This window comes from Klebsiella sp. M041, from assembly GCF_059759695.1.
In genome coordinates, this window is record NZ_JCAXWU010000011.1 from 144,795 (window position 1) to 160,465 (window position 15,671).

The 15,671-nt window shown below is 61.8% G+C and carries 16 protein-coding genes; 12 read left to right on the forward strand and 4 right to left on the reverse strand.

The window, feature by feature from the left end:
• Positions 1-137: 137 nt before the first annotated feature.
• Positions 138-1,307 (forward strand): M20 aminoacylase family protein, encoded by a 1,170-nt coding sequence (locus tag AC6CWS_RS16280; protein WP_065883016.1) that lies wholly within the window; start codon positions 138-140, stop codon positions 1,305-1,307.
• Positions 1,308-1,332: 25 nt separating this feature from the next.
• Positions 1,333-2,724 (forward strand): MFS transporter, encoded by a 1,392-nt coding sequence (locus tag AC6CWS_RS16285; RefSeq protein ID WP_080901667.1) that lies wholly within the window; start codon positions 1,333-1,335, stop codon positions 2,722-2,724.
• On the opposite strand, the gene pspF is transcribed toward AC6CWS_RS16285, so the two are convergent.
• On the reverse strand, positions 2,715-3,704 hold the full coding sequence (pspF, locus tag AC6CWS_RS16290; protein WP_074442655.1) for a phage shock protein operon transcriptional activator: 990 nt from the start codon (positions 3,702-3,704) through the stop codon (positions 2,715-2,717). The two genes, AC6CWS_RS16285 and pspF, sit on opposite strands and share 10 nt — an antisense overlap.
• A gap of 152 nt (positions 3,705-3,856) precedes the next feature.
• On the opposite strand from pspF, the gene pspA reads away from it, so the two are divergent.
• From pspA to AC6CWS_RS16320, 6 genes are all read left to right on the forward strand, one after another.
• Positions 3,857-4,525: a phage shock protein PspA gene (gene pspA, locus AC6CWS_RS16295; RefSeq protein WP_004203910.1), complete on the forward strand. Its 669-nt coding sequence runs from the start codon at positions 3,857-3,859 to the stop codon at positions 4,523-4,525.
• A gap of 55 nt (positions 4,526-4,580) precedes the next feature.
• Positions 4,581-4,805: an envelope stress response membrane protein PspB gene (pspB, locus tag AC6CWS_RS16300; protein ID WP_023289357.1), complete on the forward strand. Its 225-nt coding sequence runs from the start codon at positions 4,581-4,583 to the stop codon at positions 4,803-4,805.
• Positions 4,805-5,164, forward strand: coding sequence for an envelope stress response membrane protein PspC (gene pspC / locus AC6CWS_RS16305; RefSeq protein WP_004203911.1), 360 nt, complete (start codon positions 4,805-4,807; stop codon positions 5,162-5,164). The genes pspB and pspC overlap by 1 nt, the downstream gene beginning before the upstream one ends.
• 28 nt (positions 5,165-5,192) lie before the next feature.
• Positions 5,193-5,411, forward strand: a complete 219-nt coding sequence (pspD, locus tag AC6CWS_RS16310; protein WP_002901915.1) for a phage shock protein PspD — start codon at positions 5,193-5,195, stop codon at positions 5,409-5,411.
• Between the two features lie 102 nt (positions 5,412-5,513).
• The gene (locus AC6CWS_RS16315) at positions 5,514-6,911 is read left to right on the forward strand and encodes a YcjX family GTP-binding protein (protein ID WP_032452561.1); all 1,398 of its coding nucleotides are present in this window, start codon (positions 5,514-5,516) and stop codon (positions 6,909-6,911) included.
• Positions 6,908-7,969, forward strand: a complete 1,062-nt coding sequence (locus AC6CWS_RS16320) for a YcjF family protein (protein WP_065883018.1) — start codon at positions 6,908-6,910, stop codon at positions 7,967-7,969. Before AC6CWS_RS16315 ends, AC6CWS_RS16320 begins: the two co-directional genes overlap by 4 nt.
• Positions 7,970-8,068: 99 nt before the next feature.
• Here AC6CWS_RS16320 and AC6CWS_RS16325 read toward each other — a convergent pair whose 3' ends face one another.
• Positions 8,069-8,938, reverse strand: a complete 870-nt coding sequence (locus AC6CWS_RS16325; RefSeq protein ID WP_223822587.1) for a LysR substrate-binding domain-containing protein — start codon at positions 8,936-8,938, stop codon at positions 8,069-8,071.
• A gap of 143 nt (positions 8,939-9,081) precedes the next feature.
• Here AC6CWS_RS16325 and AC6CWS_RS16330 point away from each other — a divergent pair, with 143 nt between their 5' ends.
• From AC6CWS_RS16330 to AC6CWS_RS16340, 3 genes are all read left to right on the forward strand, one after another.
• Positions 9,082-10,395, forward strand: coding sequence for a 6-phospho-beta-glucosidase (locus tag AC6CWS_RS16330; protein WP_048297344.1), 1,314 nt, complete (start codon positions 9,082-9,084; stop codon positions 10,393-10,395).
• Positions 10,396-10,567: 172 nt separating this feature from the next.
• Positions 10,568-12,109 carry a transcriptional regulator TyrR gene (tyrR, locus tag AC6CWS_RS16335; RefSeq protein ID WP_065883020.1) on the forward strand — a complete coding sequence of 514 codons (1,542 nt, stop codon included), beginning with the start codon at positions 10,568-10,570 and terminating at the stop codon, positions 12,107-12,109.
• 101 nt (positions 12,110-12,210) lie between these two features.
• Positions 12,211-13,263: an AbrB family transcriptional regulator gene (locus tag AC6CWS_RS16340; RefSeq protein WP_065883021.1), complete on the forward strand. Its 1,053-nt coding sequence runs from the start codon at positions 12,211-12,213 to the stop codon at positions 13,261-13,263.
• A 70-nt stretch (positions 13,264-13,333) separates the two neighbouring features.
• Here AC6CWS_RS16340 and tpx read toward each other — a convergent pair whose 3' ends face one another.
• The gene (gene tpx, locus AC6CWS_RS16345) at positions 13,334-13,840 is read right to left on the reverse strand and encodes a thiol peroxidase (protein WP_008805229.1); all 507 of its coding nucleotides are present in this window, start codon (positions 13,838-13,840) and stop codon (positions 13,334-13,336) included.
• Between the two features lie 102 nt (positions 13,841-13,942).
• On the opposite strand from tpx, the gene ycjG reads away from it, so the two are divergent.
• Positions 13,943-14,908, forward strand: a complete 966-nt coding sequence (gene ycjG / locus AC6CWS_RS16350) for an L-Ala-D/L-Glu epimerase (protein ID WP_048297345.1) — start codon at positions 13,943-13,945, stop codon at positions 14,906-14,908.
• Here the strand turns inward: ycjG and mpaA are convergent.
• Positions 14,905-15,612: a murein tripeptide amidase MpaA gene (gene mpaA, locus AC6CWS_RS16355; protein WP_065883022.1), complete on the reverse strand. Its 708-nt coding sequence runs from the start codon at positions 15,610-15,612 to the stop codon at positions 14,905-14,907. The two genes, ycjG and mpaA, sit on opposite strands and share 4 nt — an antisense overlap.
• Between the last annotated feature and the right edge of the window lie 59 nt (positions 15,613-15,671).

Here is a 15,671-nt window from a genome sequence, read left to right on the forward strand (position 1 = left end):
GTTTTTTGTCATAACCGATATGTATGAAAAACACTCATTCATTTCTCGTCAATATAAAACAAAAAAGCGCGCCTGAAAGCTGTTTCACCCGCATAAACTCGAAAGTGTCGTGCAAACACAACACAGGAATAACAAAAATGACACATCCGTTGCTTGAAGCCTTGCAGGTCAACGAGGCGCAATTTATTGCCTTACGTCGCCAGTTCCACCAGCAGCCGGAGATCGGCTTTGAAGAGCATCAGACCAGCAGCGAGGTCGCCCGACTGCTTGGCGAATGGGGATACGAGGTTCATCGCGGCCTGGCGGGCACCGGGGTGGTGGGTACGCTGCGCGTCGGCCACGGGGAAAAACGCCTCGGCCTGCGGGCGGATATGGATGCCCTGCCGATGCAGGAGCGGAGCGGGAAGCCGTGGGCAAGCCAGGTTGACGGGCGCTTTCACGGCTGCGGCCATGACGGGCACACCACCACGCTGCTCTACGCGGCTGAATATCTGGCGCGCACCCGCCAGTTTAACGGGACGCTGCAGCTGATTTTCCAGCCCGCGGAAGAGTTGCTGTACGGCGGGCGGGTGATGGTCGAGGACGGTCTGTTTGACCAGTTTCCCTGCGACGCCATCTTCGGCCTGCACAATATGCCGGGTCAGCCGCTGGGTAAAATCGGTCTGCGCGACGGGGCGATGATGGCCTCCTCCGATACGCTGCATATTGAAGTGAAGGGCGTTGGCGGCCACGGCGCGGTACCGGAGCATACGGTGGATGCCACGCTGGTGGCCTGCCATATTACCCTCGCGCTGCAGTCCATCGTCTCGCGCAATATCACCCCGTTTGAGCCAGCGGTCGTGACCGTCGGCAGCATCCAGGCCGGACATGCGCCCAATATCATTAACGATCATGTGTTGATGAAGCTCACGGTGCGCACCCTCAATGAGCAGGTACGCGAGACCGTGCTGCAGCGGATCCATGATATTGCCGTGGCTCAGGCGGAGAGCTTTAACGCCACGGCTACGCTGACCCACGTTAACGGCAGCCCGGTATTACGTAACGATCCGGCGGCTAACGCCATGGTGCGGGAGGTGGCCACAGCGCTGTTTGGCGCAGAGCAGGTGGGCGAGGTGAAGCCGTTTATGGGCAGTGAAGATTTCGCCTTCATGCTGGAGCAGCACCCCCACGGCAGTTATTTCACTATCGGCGCTGGCGACGAGCCGGATCGCTGCATGGTGCATAACCCGGGCTATGACTTCAACGACGCGCTGTTGCTTAGCGGCGCGGCGCTGTGGTGCGGCCTGACGGAACACTATCTGCGTTAATCACCGGAAACGGGAGGGCCATGCAATGAGCACTGTCACCGTAAGCGACACCCCCTATGTCGGCAGCGATCGTCTGCTGGTGGGGATTGTGCTGAGCGTTTTAACCTTCTGGCTGTTTGCCCAGTCGGTGATTAACGTCGTGCCGGCGATGAAAAGCAGTCTTGATATTTCCCTTGAGACCTTAACCCTGGCCGTCAGCCTCAGCGCGCTGTTCAGCGGCTGTTTCGTGGTGGCCAGCGGCGGCCTGGCGGACAAGTTTGGCCGCATGCGAATGACCACCCTCGGGCTGGGGCTGAGCATCGTCGGCAGCGCCATGCTGGTACTGGCCCAGGGGCCGGGGCTGTTCCTCGCCGGCCGGGTGCTGCAGGGGCTGTCGGCGGCGTGCATTATGCCGGCGACGCTGGCGCTGATTAAGACCTGGTACCAGGGGCGCGCGCGTCAGCGGGCGGTCAGCTTCTGGGTCATCGGCTCGTGGGGCGGCAGCGGCCTGTGCTCCTTCGTCGGCGGAGCTATCGCCACCGGCCTGGGCTGGCGCTGGATCTTTGTCTTTTCCATCGCCGTTGCCCTGGCGGCGCTGGCGTTACTGCGCGGCACGCCTGAGAGCCGCAGCGCCAGCGCCAGCCAGCAGAAGCTGGACGTTGGCGGCCTGCTGAGCCTTATCGCCGGGCTGGTGCTGGTGAATCTGTTTATCAGCAAAGGCCACGGCTGGGGCTGGAGCAGTCCGCTGTCGTTGAGCATGCTGGCGGGGGCGCTGATCGCTGGCGCGGTGTTTATTCGCAGCGGGCTGCGCAAAGGCGAGGCGGCGCTGATCGATTTTGCGCTGTTTCGCAACCGGGCGTACGGCGCGGCGGTGCTGTCTAACTTTCTGCTCAACGGGGCGATTGGCACCATGATGATCGCCAGCATCTGGCTGCAGCAGGGGCACCACCTGACGCCGCTGGAGAGTGGAATGATGACCCTCGGCTATCTGGTCACCGTCCTGGCGATGATCCGGGTCGGCGAGAAGCTGCTGCAGCGCTACGGCGCCCGGCTGCCGATGATGGCCGGCCCGGTGCTGACCGCCATCGCCATCGGCCTGATATCCTGCACCTTTCTCGATAAGGCGCTCTATATCGGCGTGGTGTTCGGCAGCAATGTGCTGTTCGGCCTCGGGCTGGGCTGCTACGCCACGCCGTCAACGGATACGGCGGTGGCCAACGCGCCGGAGAACAAAATTGGCGTCGCCTCGGGGATCTACAAGATGGGCAGCTCGCTGGGCGGGGCGATGGGGATTGCCGTGACGGCGTCACTTTTTGCGCTGTTTTTGCCGCTCGGTATGGCCCATGCCGCCCAGTATGCCCTGTGGTTCAACGCCGCCTTATGCCTGGGGGCGATGGCGGTAAGCGCGCTGCTGCTGCCGCGCACTTCTCACAGCTGATGCTTTTTCAGCAGCGCGCGGAGCTGGTGATAGGTTAACCCCAGCAGCTCCGCCGCCTGCTTCTGATGATACTTCGCCTGCTGCAGACTCCGCTGCAGCAGGCGTTTTTCCTGCTGTAGCTGAAAATCGCGGAGATCCAGCGGCAGGGCGGGCAGTTCGTCCCCGGACGCGGCCTCCGGCTCGGAGGCGGCGGTCTGACGGAAAGGGTTGAGGATAATGGCGTCCAGCTCGTGCTCGCTGTCGCCGTGGCGATAGACCGAGCGCTCGACGACGTTCTTCAGTTCACGAATATTCCCCGGCCAGCGGTAGCCGAGCAGCGTGGCGGTGGCACGTTCGCTGAAGCCGGGAAACAGCGGCAGGCCGAGCTCACGGCACATCTGAATGGCAAACTGGTTGGCGAGCAGCATGATGTCGCTCTGCCGTTCGCGCAGCGGCGGGAGCTGCACTACGTCGAAGGCCAGACGGTCGAGCAGATCGGCGCGAAAGTGGCCTTCCTCCACCATACGCGGCAGGTCAGCGTTGGTGGCGCACACCAGCCGGACGTTGACCTGCAGCGGCTGGCTGCCGCCCACGCGCTCCAGCTCGCCATATTCAATCACTCTCAATAGCTTCTCCTGCACCAGCATCGGGGCCGTCGCCAGCTCATCGAGAAACAGCGTCCCGCCGTCGGCGCGCTCGAAGCGCCCGGGATGGCGCTTGCTGGCGCCGGTGAAGGCCCCGGCTTCGTGGCCGAATAGTTCCGAATCGAGCAGATTGTCGTTCAGCGCCGCGCAGTTCAGCGAGATAAACGGCCCTTGCCAGCGGGCGGAGAGGTAGTGCAGACGGTTGGCGATAAGCTCTTTCCCGGTACCGCGCTCGCCGATGACCAGCACCGGCTTATCCAGCGGAGCCAGCCGGGAAACCTGTTCCAGCACCTCGAGAAAGCTGTTGGCCTCGCCCAGCAGATTATCCTTGTACTGCGCCATGATGAATTTCGCCATTAAATAGTGGGATTAACCAGGTGACTGTAGCAATGCCCTGCGCAATTCGCAACCACTCTGTTTAAAATCAATAAGATAAAAAGTTGGCACGCCATTTGTATTAGCTAACCCACAGGTGAATGCCTGCAACCAGAACTATGAGGACTGAAATTATGGGTATTTTTTCTCGTTTTGCCGACATCGTGAACGCCAACATCAACTCCCTGCTGGAGAAAGCTGAGGACCCGCAAAAGCTGGTGCGTCTGATGATCCAGGAGATGGAAGACACGCTGGTTGAGGTACGTTCCACGTCGGCCCGCGCGCTGGCCGAAAAGAAACAGCTGACCCGTCGTATTGAGCAGGCGGTCGCCCAGCAGGCGGAATGGCAGGAAAAGGCCGAGCTGGCCCTGCGCAAAGAGAAAGAGGATCTGGCCCGGGCGGCGCTGATCGAAAAACAGAAGCTGACCGACCTTATTGCTCAGCTGGACCACGAAGTGCAGCTGGTGGATGAAACGCTGGCGCGCATGAAGAAAGAGATTGGCGAGCTGGAGAACAAACTCAGCGAAACCCGCGCCCGTCAGCAGGCGCTGGCGCTGCGTCATCAGGCGGCGAGTTCGTCCCGCGATGTGCGTCGCCAGCTGGACAGCGGTAAACTGGATGAGGCGATGGCGCGCTTTGAATCCTTTGAACGTCGCATCGATCAGATGGAAGCGGAAGCGGAGAGCCACCGCTTCGGCAAGCAGCAGACGCTGGATCAGCAGTTTGCCGAACTGAAAGCGGACGATGAAATCAGCGAGCAGCTGGCGGCATTGAAAGCCAAAATGAATCAGTCCAACCAGTAAGTACGATTGCGCGGCGCGGCGTTGCGCCGCGGCTCACCCCCTGTAAGGAGTACACATGAGCATGCTTTTTCTCGCCATTCCGTTGACGCTGTTTGTGCTGTTTGTTCTGCCGGTCTGGCTGTGGCTGCACTACAACAATCGCGGCGCCAACGGGACGCTGACGCAAAATGAGCAGCAACGGCTGCTGCAGTTGACCGATGACGCGAAGCGGATGCGCGAGCGCATTCAGGCGCTGGAAGCGATCCTGGATGCCGAACATCCGAACTGGAGAGACAAATAATGGCTGGACTGGATCTGAATAAAAAACTGTGGCGTATCCCGCAGCGCGGGATGGTCAAGGGCGTCTGCGCGGGTATTGCTCAGCATCTTGATGTCCCGGTGAAGCTGGTGCGCCTGATTACCGTGCTGGCGATGATTTTTGGCCTCTTTTTCTTCGTCCTGGTGGCCTACATCATTCTGACCTTCGCCCTGGACCCGATGCCGGACAGTGAGCTTTACGGCCACAAAGCGCCGAGCAATGGCGATCTGCTGGCCGCCGTGGATGCCGAACTGGCCTCCGGCGAACAGCGTCTGCGTGAGATGGAACGGTACGTCACCTCCGACACCTTCACGCTGCGCAGCCGCTTTCGTCAGCTGTAAATCCTGTTGTTAACGAGTGAGGCAACGCATGAATAGCAAATGGCAACGCGCCGGGCAGCAGGTTAAGCCCGGCCTGAAAATCGTCGGTAAGCTGGCGCTGCTGACCGCGCTGCGTTATGGCCCGGCGGGCGTTGCCGGCTGGGCGGTCAAATCGGTCGCGCGACGGCCGCTGAAAATGCTGCTGGCGGTGGCGCTGGAGCCGCTGCTCAGCCGGCTGGCCAACCGCGTCACGCGCGGGATGAAATAACGCCGCCGTGGGGAAGGCGCAAAAGGATTAACGTTCTCCTGCTTATCCCCGGCAGATAGCTTATGATGACGAGACACACCTTCAGGGCATAACGGACTGGCGATGAAGCGACTGAAAACTGAATTGAATGCGCTGGTCAACCGCGGGGTTGACCGGCATTTACGGCTGGCGGTGACCGGCCTGAGCCGCAGCGGCAAAACGGCGTTTATCACCGCGCTGGTCAACCAACTGCTGAATATTCACACCGGCGCCCGCCTGCCGCTGCTGAGCGCTGCGCGCGAAGAGCGACTGCTCGGCGTCAAGCGCGTACCGCAGCGGGACTTCGGCATTCCGCGATTCACCTACGATGAAGGGCTGGCCCAGCTGTACGGCCAGCCCCCCATGTGGCCAACCCCGACGCGCGGCGTTAGCGAGATCCGTCTCGCGCTGCGCTACCGTTCCAACGACTCCCTGCTGCGCCATTTTAAAGACACCTCCACGCTGTATCTGGAGATCGTCGACTATCCGGGCGAGTGGCTGCTCGATCTGCCGATGCTGGCGCAGGATTATCTGAGCTGGTCGCGGCAGATGACCGGACTCCTGCAGGGACAGCGTGCGGAGTGGTCGACCCGCTGGCGGCAGTTGTGCGCCGGGCTGGATCCGCTGGCCCCTGCCGACGAGGCCCGGCTGGCCGAGATCGCCGCCGCCTGGACGGATTATCTGCACGCCTGTAAGCGTGAAGGGCTGCACTTTATCCAGCCCGGACGCTTTGTCCTGCCCGGCGAAATGGCCGGCGCGCCGGCGCTACAGTTTTTCCCATGGCCTGACGTCGATGCCGTCGGCGAAGCCAAGCTGGCGCAGGCCGATAAACACAGCAACGCCGGCATGCTGCGCGAACGCTACAAGTACTACTGCGAAAAGGTGGTGAAGGGGTTCTACAAAGAGCACTTCCTGCGCTTCGACCGGCAGATTGTGCTGGTGGACTGCCTGCAGCCGCTCAACAGCGGGCCGCAGGCGTTTAACGATATGCGCCTGGCGCTGACCCAGCTGATGCAAAGCTTCCATTACGGGCAGCGCACCCTGTTCCGCCGGCTGTTTTCGCCGGTCATCGACAAGCTGCTGTTCGCCGCCACCAAAGCCGACCACGTCACGGTGGATCAGCACAGCAATATGGTGTCGCTCCTGCAGCAGCTGATCCAGGACGCGTGGCAGAATGCCGCCTTCGAGGGGATCAGTATGGATTGCCTGGGGCTGGCGTCCATTCAGGCGACCCAGAGCGGGCTGATTGAGCTGAACGGCGAGAAAATCCCCGCCCTGCGCGGCAATCGGCTGAGCGACGGCCAGCCGTTGACCATCTATCCCGGCGAGGTGCCGGCGCGCCTGCCGGGGCAGGCCTTCTGGCAGCAGCAGGGATTTCAGTTTGAAAACTTTCGTCCGCAGGTCATGGATGTCGATCGGCCCTTGCCGCACATTCGCCTCGACGCGGCGCTGGAATTTTTGATTGGAGATAAACTGCGATGAGCGAACCGTTAAAACCGCGGATTGATTTTGATGGCCCGCTGCAGGCGGAAAAAACGCCGCCGCTGAAAAGCGCCCGCGCCTTCGACCGACGGGAAGCCGACAACTTCGCGCCGGCGCTTCTGGTGACCGGCGAAGAGGAAGAGGGGGCGGCAGAGGCGGTGGTGGATTCGGTGCTGCGGCCGAAACGCAGTCTCTGGCGGCGGATGGTCAGCGCTGGCCTGGCGATCTTCGGCGTCAGCGTCGTGGCGCAAGGGGTGCAGTGGACCGCCAACGCCTGGCAGACGCAGGACTGGATTGCGCTGGGCGGCTGCGCTGCCGGGGCGCTAATCGTCGGCGCCGGCGTCGGATCGGTGGCCACCGAGTGGCGCCGCCTGTGGCGACTGCGCCAGCGCGCCCACGAACGCGATGAAGCCCGCGATATGCTGCACAGTCACGCGGTCGGCAAAGCGAAATCCTTCTGTGAGAAGCTGGCGCAGCAGGCGGGTCTGGATCAGTCGCATCCGGCGCTGCAGCGCTGGTATGCCGCCATCCACGAAACGCAAAGCGACCGGGAAGTGGTCAGCCTCTATGCCCAGCTGGTGCAGCCGGTGCTCGATGCCCAGGCGCGGCGGGAAATCAGCCGTTCGGCGGCGGAGTCGACGCTGATGATCGCCGTCAGTCCGCTGGCGCTGGTGGATATGGCGTTTATCGCCTGGCGCAATCTGCGGCTGATCAACCGAATTGCCACCCTGTACGGCATTGAGCTGGGGTATTACAGCCGCCTGCGCCTGTTTCGCCTGGTGCTGCTGAATATCGCTTTCGCCGGCGCCAGCGAACTGGTGCGTGAGGTGGGGATGGACTGGATGTCGCAGGATCTGGCGGCCCGGCTGTCGGCGCGCGCCGCGCAGGGCATCGGCGCCGGTCTGCTTACCGCCCGCCTTGGTATCAAGGCGATGGAGCTGTGCCGCCCGCTGCCGTGGATCGCCGATGATAAACCGCGGCTCGGCGATTTTCGTCGCGAGCTGATTGGGCAGCTGAAAGAGACCCTGCAGAAAAGCAAAACCAGTCCGGAGAAATAACCTTCGCTCAGAGACATCGCCGGGCGGCGGTTTCGCCTTGCCCGGCCTGCGAGGTCGAGTCCAGGCTTGCGCACCTGCCGCGCCGCGGGCAATGTCCGGTCATACGCATTCCGCCGCCAGCCACTCGCTGAAGGCGCGAAAGCGCGGGCGCGAGCGGTTCTCCTGCGGACAAATCAGATCATAGCCAAAGGGAGATTCCGCCTCGTCTCCGGACAAGGCTACCAGTCTCCCGGTGGCGAGCAGCGGCTGGATCAGCGTTTTACGCCCCATCACGACCCCGAGTCCATTCAGCGCCATCTCAATGGCCAGCGAGTGGTTGTTCACCGCGTAATACCGGCCGTCAAAGGGTAACGCCTGTCCGCTTTGCTGGCACCACAGGCGCCATTCGGCAAACTGATCCTGCACGTCGGTGGATTCGCAGGCATGGATCCAAACGATCGCCGCCGCGTCGCCGCCGCTCAGCGGGCGATACTGCCGGCGATACTCCGGAGAGCAGACCGGCAGCAAACTTTCCGCCATCAACCGTTGTTGATAAAGATCGGGATAGCGCGTGGCGCCGTAATAAATCGCGAGGTCTACCCGCTCCTCGTTAAAATCCATCACCCCGGCGCGGACGCGAAACTGTAGATTTAGTCCCGGCCACTGGGCCTGGAAGCGGGGCAGGCGCGGCATCAGCCAAAGATGGGCCAGGGTCGGCGCAATACCAATCTGCAGCGTGCCGCGCAGATCCTGTTCGCGAATATCCTCAATTTCATCGTTAATCGCCCGCAGCGAATGGCTCAACGTCGTCAGCAGGCGTTTGCCTTCCTCCGTCAGCGCCAGTTTACGCGTCATGCGAATAAACAGGCGAAACCCGATATGCATCTCCAGCTTGCGGATCCGATGGCTGACCGCCCCCTGGGTCAGGTTCATTTCATGCGCGGCGAGGGTAAAACTCAAATGGCGGGCGGTCACCTCAAAGGTCTGCAGCAGCGCAAGGATGCTTTGTTGTTCAAGCACAGGTTGTCTCCCTTATGCATTAATTTGCTTCATGCATAGGCCTATTTAATTCGTTTGTTACGCCAGTTTGGCCGGTTTTAAATAGTTATATCGTAACTAAACCGAGGTATACCATGTCAGGACTCAAAATTGTGGTGATTGGCGGCGGCTCCAGCTACACCCCGGAACTGATTGAAGGTTTGCTTAACCGCTATCACGAGATGCCGGTCGCTTCGCTATGGCTGGTGGACATTGAAGAGGGCAGAGAGAAAGTCGAGATCATCGCCGGACTGGCGCGGCGAATGATCGCCAAAGCCGGGCTGATCATCGAGGTGGTGGCTACCCTGGATCGGGAGAGCGCCCTGCGCGATGCCGATTTCGTCTGCTCGCAGTTTCGCGCCGGCTGCCTTGACGCCCGCATCAGCGATGAACGTATTTCTCTCAAGTATGGCCTGATCGGCCAGGAGACCAACGGCCTAGGGGGCTTCGCCAATGCCTGCCGTACCATTCCCATCGCCCTGGCGATTGCTGCCGATATGGAACGACTCTGCCCTGACGCCTGGCTGCTGAACTTTACCAACCCGTCGGGGATGGTGACCGAAGCGATCCTGCGCCACAGTCGCATCAAAGCCGTCGGCCTGTGTAATGTGCCGGTGATTATGCAAAAAGGGGTGACCACCCTGCTGCAATGCGCTGACGAAAAGGAGGTAGTGATGCAGGTCGCCGGCCTGAACCACTTTATCTTCGTGCGCCAGATCCTGCACAAAGGAAAAGAGTGGCTGCCGGAGGTCATCGCCGAGATCAATGCCGGTCGGGATCCGCTGGTGCCGCGCAACATTCCGCCGTTCCGTTGGCCGTCGCATCTCCTGCAGGGCTTAGGCATGATCCCCTGCGCCTATCTGCGTTATTACTACATGAAGGACGATCTGCTGCGTCAGGAGCTGGCGGAGGCGGGCGGCGAAGGGACCCGTGGCGAAGTGGTTAAGCAGCTGGAAAAAACCTTGTTTGAACAGTACAGCGACCCGCACCTCGCGGTTAAACCGAAGGCGCTGGAGGGCCGTGGCGGTCAGTACTATTCCGAGGCGGCCTGCGAGCTGATGAATGCCATCTACAACGACAAGCGCATTATCATGCACGTCAACACGCGCAACAACGGCGCCATCAATGGCCTGCCGGATGACTGTGCGGTGGAGGTCAGCTCGCTGATCACCGCTTCCGGTCCGCTGCCCCTCAACGTGGCGCCGTTCCCTGACGATACCCTGCGTTTGCTGCAGCTGATGAAATCTTTCGAACAGCTGACCATCGAGGCCGCCATCACCGGCAACCGCCATACGGCGTGGCGCGCGCTGGTGCTGAATCCGCTGATTGTCAGCGGCGAGAAGCTCGAACAAGCGTTGGATGAAGTGATCGCCCATAACCGCCAGTGGCTGCCTGCCTTCCATGCTTAACCCCCAATTAACCGGCCGGATGGCCGGTTAATTGACCACTGACCGCCTGACTTTACGGCGCAACGCCCATTTTTCCGCCATGCTGTCAATAATTGTTGACAGTTAGCTTCCCGAAAGTCCATTCCTGGCCTATTATTCTCCGGTCATTGGCACTTTTAGGGTGAACACTCCCATGCGTCTTGAAGTCTTTTGTGAAGACCGCCTCGGTCTGACTCGTGAATTGCTCGATTTGCTGGTGCTGCGCGGCATTGATCTGCGTGGTATCGATATTGACCCTATTGGCCGTATCTACCTCAATTTTGCCGAACTGGAGTTCGCCACCTTCAGCAGCCTGATGGCGGAGATCCGCCGTATCGCCGGCGTGACAGACGTGCGCACCGTGCCGTGGATGCCATCCGAGCGTGAACATCTGGCGCTGAGCGCGCTGCTGGTGGCGATGCCGGAGCCGGTGCTGTCGCTGGATACCAAAGGCAGGGTCGAACTGGCCAACCCCGCCAGCTGCCTGCTGTTTGGCCAAAGCCAGGCGAAGCTGCGCAACCATCCGGTGGCGCAACTGATCGACGATTTTAACGTCCAGCGCTGGCTGGAAAGCAGCCCGCAGGAGACGCTGGCGGAGCATGTGGTGGTGAATGGGCAGAACTACCTGCTGGAAGTGACCCCGGTTTATCTGGAAGGGGAGCATAACGAGCGAGTGCTGACCGGCGCCGTGGCGATGCTGCGCTCAACCGTGCGCATGGGACGCCAGCTGCAGACCATGACCAGCCAGGACACCAGCGCCTTCAGCCAGATCCTCGCGGTGGGGCCGAAAATGCGCCACGTGGTGGATCAAGCGCGTAAGCTGGCGATGCTCAGCGCGCCGCTGCTGATTGTCGGCGACACCGGCACGGGTAAAGATCTGCTGGCGCACGCCTGCCATCTGGCCAGTCCGCGGGCGGGCAAACCCTATCTGGCGCTCAACTGCGGCTCCATTCCCGAGGACGCCGTTGAGAGCGAGCTGTTCGGTGACGCGCTGCAGGGCAAAAAAGGCTTCTTCGAGCAAGCTAACGGCGGCTCGGTGCTGCTGGATGAAATTGGCGAGATGTCGCCGCGAATGCAGACCAAACTGCTGCGCTTCCTCAACGACGGTACCTTCCGCCGCGTCGGCGAGGATCATGAAGTGCACGTCGATGTGCGGGTGATCTGCGCGACGCAGAAAAACCTGGTCGAGCTGGTGCAGAAAGGGCTGTTCCGGGAAGATCTTTACTATCGCCTCAATGTCCTGACGCTGTATCTGCCGCCGCTGCGCGATTGCCCGCAGGACATTATGCCGCTGACGGAGCTGTTCGTTGCGCGCTTTGCCGATGAGCAGGGGATCCCCCGCCCGAAGCTCTCCGCCGATCTCAGTACGGTGCTTACCCGCTACAGCTGGCCCGGCAACGTCCGCCAGCTGAAGAATGCGGTCTATCGCGCGCTAACCCAGCTGGAAGGATTCGAGCTGCGTCCGCAGGACATTTTGCTGCCGGACCACGACGTCGCCTCGCTGCCGGTGGGCGAGGAGGCCATGGAAGGATCGCTGGACGACATTACCCGCCGCTTTGAGCGCTCGGTATTGACCCAGCTGTATCGCAGCTACCCCAGCACCCGTAAGCTGGCGAAGCGGCTGGGGGTGTCGCATACCGCCATCGCCAATAAGCTGCGCGAATATGGTTTGAGTCAGAAAAAGGGCGACGAATAATCGCTGAACGCCGGCGACGCTCGTCGCCGGTATCCCGGCCTGCAAAGCGGGCTAAACCTGTATATACTGGTTTTTTAATCCTTTTTCCGGGGTGGTGCATATTGGCGTCGCGTCGCGCGATCGGGCAATGGCTGACATTGCTGCTGCTCTCAATTCTCTTTTCCTCGCTGCTGTTACGCATTCATCTGCCGGCAGCGCTGCTGCTGGGGCCGCTGATTGCCGGTCTCATTTTGAGCCTGCGCGGGGTGAAGCTGAGGATCCCCCGCGCCTGTTATCTGGCGGCGCAGGCTATCGTCGGCTGTATGATCGCCCGCGCCATTAACCCCTCCGTTTTTGGCGTGCTGTTCAACAACTGGGCGCTGGTGCTGGCGATCCTGTTAACGACCTTGGCGATCAGCGGCCTCACCGGCTGGCTGCTGGTCCGCTACAGCGCGCTGCCGGGCGCCACCGGCGCCTGGGGAAGCTCTCCCGGCGGGGCGTCGGCAATGGTGGTGATGGCTCAGGAGTACGGGGCTGATGTACGCCTGGTGGCGCTGATGCAGTATCTGCGAGTGCTGTTTGTCGTCGGCGCGGCGGCGCTGGTGGTGCGCTATGCCCTGGGCAACGAGGCGCAAACAATGAGCCAGGCTATCGTCTGGTTTCCACCGTTGACCCTTAATTTCCCTTTAACGCTGCTGCTGACAGCGGCGGGCTGCTGGCTGGGCGTGCGGCTGCGCATTCCTTCCGGCGCCATGCTGCTGCCGATGCTGCTCGGCGCGCTGGCCCAGGGGGGCGGCTGGGTGATGCTGGAGCTGCCGGAGTGGCTGCTGGCGATGGCCTACGCGGTGCTGGGCTGGACGGTGGGATTGCAGTTTAACAAGGCGGTGTTTCTGTTGGCCCTGAAGACGCTGCCGCAGATTATCGCCTCCATTCTTGGGCTGATCCTGATGTGCGCTCTGATGGCCCTCGGCCTGACCCACATTCTGCAGATGGATTTCATGACCGCCTATCTGGCCACCAGCCCTGGCGGACTCGACACGGTGGCGATTATCGCCGCCGGCACCCGGGCGGATATGTCGTTTATTATGGCGCTACAGACGCTGCGGCTGTTTACCATCCTGCTGACCGGCCCGGCGATGGCGCGGGCTATTTCCCGCTATGCGCCGCGGCAATAAAAAGCCCCCGCAGAGCGAGGGCTGAGTACATAGCATGTCCGCAGGCGCGATGCGCCCGGACAGTCTGTTATCAGGCTTTCAGGGCGGCCAGCGCGGCGTCGTAGTCCGGCTCTTCGGTGATTTCGTTCACCAGCTGGCTGTAGACAACCTGATCGTTTTCATCGATAACGACCACCGCGCGAGCGGCCAGGCCCGCCAGCGGACCGGCGGCGATGGCGACGCCGTAGTCAGCGAGGAACGAGGCGCCGCGCAGCGTGGAAAGGGTCACCACGTTGCTCAGGCCTTCCGCGCCGCAGAAGCGGGACTGGGCGAACGGCAGGTCAGCGGAAATGCACAGCACCACGGTGTTGTCCAGTTCAGCGGCCAGCTGGTTGAATTTACGCACTGATGCGGCGCACACGCCGGTATCAATGCTCGGGAAAATATTCAGTACTTTACGTTTGCCGGCGTACTGGCTCAGCGCGACGTCAGAGAGATCTTTGGCGACCAGCGTAAACGGCTGCGCTTTAGCGCCTGCCTGCGGAATGGTGCCCTGAACAGAAACGGGGTTGCCCTGGAAATGCACGGTTTGTGACATGGTTATCTTCCTGTTTACATATAGTTAACGTCGCGAGTAGTGTATGACATCCGCCAGCTACACGGCAAACCCTATTTAACATTTACCAGAGAGGACAAGGGAATGCGCAACGTGCGAGTGTATGAGGAAGCCTGGCCGCTCCACACCCCCTTTGTGATCGCCCGCGGTAGCCGCAGCGAGGCAAAAGTGGTGGTGGTGGAACTGGAAGAGGACGGTGTGAAAGGGGTGGGGGAATGCACCCCGTATCCCCGCTATGGCGAGAGCATCGCTTCGGTCATGGCCCAGGTGATGGCAATCGGCGAACAGCTGGAGGCGGGACTTACCCGCGAACAGCTGCAGCGGCTGCTGCCGGCAGGCGCCGCGCGCAATGCCATTGACTGCGCCCTGTGGGATCTGCAGGCGCGGCGCGAAGGCAAAACCTTGCCCCAGCTGCTGGGGGTGACGTTGCCAAACCGGGTGATCACCGCCCAGACGGTGGTCATTGGCACGGCGGATCAGATGGCGGCCAGCGCCGCGGCGCTGTGGCAGAAGGGCGCTCAGCTGTTGAAGGTGAAGCTTGACGACCGGCTGATCAGCGAGCGGTTAATCGCTATCCGTCAGGCGGCGCCGGAGGCTACGCTGATTGTCGACGCCAATGAATCCTGGCACAGCGAGGGGCTGGCGGCGCGCTGCCAGCTGCTGGCGGACCTCGGCGTGGCGATGCTTGAGCAGCCGCTCCCTGCCGACGCCGATGCGGCGCTGGAAAACTTCGTCCATCCGCTGCCAATTTGCGCCGACGAGAGCTGCCATACCCGGGAGAGCCTGCCCAGGCTGCGCGGACGCTATGAGATGGTCAATATCAAACTGGACAAAACGGGCGGCCTGACCGAAGCGCTGGCCCTCGCCGAGGAGGCAGAACGACAGGGCTTTGGACGGATGCTGGGCTGTATGCTCTGCACCTCGCGCGGGATCGCCGCCGCGCTACCCCTGGCGCCGCTGGCGCGCTTCGCCGACCTCGACGGCCCGACATGGCTGGCGGTGGACGTCGAGCCGGCGCTGCGGTTCAGCACCGGCGTGCTTCATCTTTAATCCTGCCAGCGCAGCAGGTCGGTCATCGCCGGCAGGTAACGCTCGGTTGCCTCGTCGGCGGAGACCGGCGGGAACTCAGCGGTGATGCAGGGGAGTCCGATATCAGCGCACCAGCTGCCAAAGGAACCTGGGGTGTCGTAGCCCACGCTGCCGACCAGCGGCAGTGAGAAGGCGTCGGCCAGCCAGTGTCCCAGCGGGCTGTGTCCCGGGTCTTCGATGCAGGCCAGCGGATCGTGAAAGGAGACCACCCACGCCGGATGGATCTGATGGATCAACTGACACAGGGCCTGGGTCTCTCGCTCCGAGCCCGGCTGTTCGCCGGTCAATAACACCACGTCTCGTTCCGTCGCCGCGCTGTTCCAGCGGTACACCGTTTCCCCTTGTCTCCAGTTAGCGGCCGGAAAGTTACGGTTGAGGTCAACGCCACGGGCGTTGGCGCGCAGCCCGAGCTGACAGCCGTCAGGATTGACCGTCAGCACCACGTGGTGGCGGCGCAGCTCCGGCTTCAGGGTGCGCAGGGCGCAAGAGAGGGTCACAATCGACGAATTCTCATCGCCGTGGGTGCCGGCAATAATCAGGCCGCTGCGGCTGTCGGCCATCGGCGCAGGAAACCACAGCAGCGGCGCGCCCAGTTCCGAGCTGCCGTACTGCCGGGTCCCCGGCGGAAAGTCGCCGCGCTGCGGGCGAGGACGTGAAATAGACATAGGGCTTCCTGTGTGTCGTTATTATGTAGTGTTAGCGAAAAGCGTGTTGGAATCAAACC

Excerpts from the sequence above, each read along its gene's own strand:
- AC6CWS_RS16280 (WP_065883016.1), top strand. The coding sequence starts at position 138 with ATGACACATCCGTTGCTTGAAGCCTTGCAGGTCAACGAGGCGCAATTT.
- pspF (WP_074442655.1), bottom strand. The coding sequence starts at position 3,704 with ATGGCGAAATTCATCATGGCGCAGTACAAGGATAATCTGCTGGGCGAG.
- pspC (WP_004203911.1), top strand. The coding sequence starts at position 4,805 with ATGGCTGGACTGGATCTGAATAAAAAACTGTGGCGTATCCCGCAGCGC.
- pspD (WP_002901915.1), top strand. The coding sequence starts at position 5,193 with ATGAATAGCAAATGGCAACGCGCCGGGCAGCAGGTTAAGCCCGGCCTG.
- AC6CWS_RS16320 (WP_065883018.1), top strand. The coding sequence starts at position 6,908 with ATGAGCGAACCGTTAAAACCGCGGATTGATTTTGATGGCCCGCTGCAG.
- AC6CWS_RS16330 (WP_048297344.1), top strand. The coding sequence starts at position 9,082 with ATGTCAGGACTCAAAATTGTGGTGATTGGCGGCGGCTCCAGCTACACC.
- AC6CWS_RS16315 (WP_032452561.1), top strand. The coding sequence starts at position 5,514 with ATGAAGCGACTGAAAACTGAATTGAATGCGCTGGTCAACCGCGGGGTT.
- pspB (WP_023289357.1), top strand. The coding sequence starts at position 4,581 with ATGAGCATGCTTTTTCTCGCCATTCCGTTGACGCTGTTTGTGCTGTTT.
- AC6CWS_RS16285 (WP_080901667.1), top strand. The coding sequence starts at position 1,333 with ATGAGCACTGTCACCGTAAGCGACACCCCCTATGTCGGCAGCGATCGT.
- mpaA (WP_065883022.1), bottom strand. The coding sequence starts at position 15,612 with ATGTCTATTTCACGTCCTCGCCCGCAGCGCGGCGACTTTCCGCCGGGG.
- tpx (WP_008805229.1), bottom strand. The coding sequence starts at position 13,840 with ATGTCACAAACCGTGCATTTCCAGGGCAACCCCGTTTCTGTTCAGGGC.
- ycjG (WP_048297345.1), top strand. The coding sequence starts at position 13,943 with ATGCGCAACGTGCGAGTGTATGAGGAAGCCTGGCCGCTCCACACCCCC.
- tyrR (WP_065883020.1), top strand. The coding sequence starts at position 10,568 with ATGCGTCTTGAAGTCTTTTGTGAAGACCGCCTCGGTCTGACTCGTGAA.
- pspA (WP_004203910.1), top strand. The coding sequence starts at position 3,857 with ATGGGTATTTTTTCTCGTTTTGCCGACATCGTGAACGCCAACATCAAC.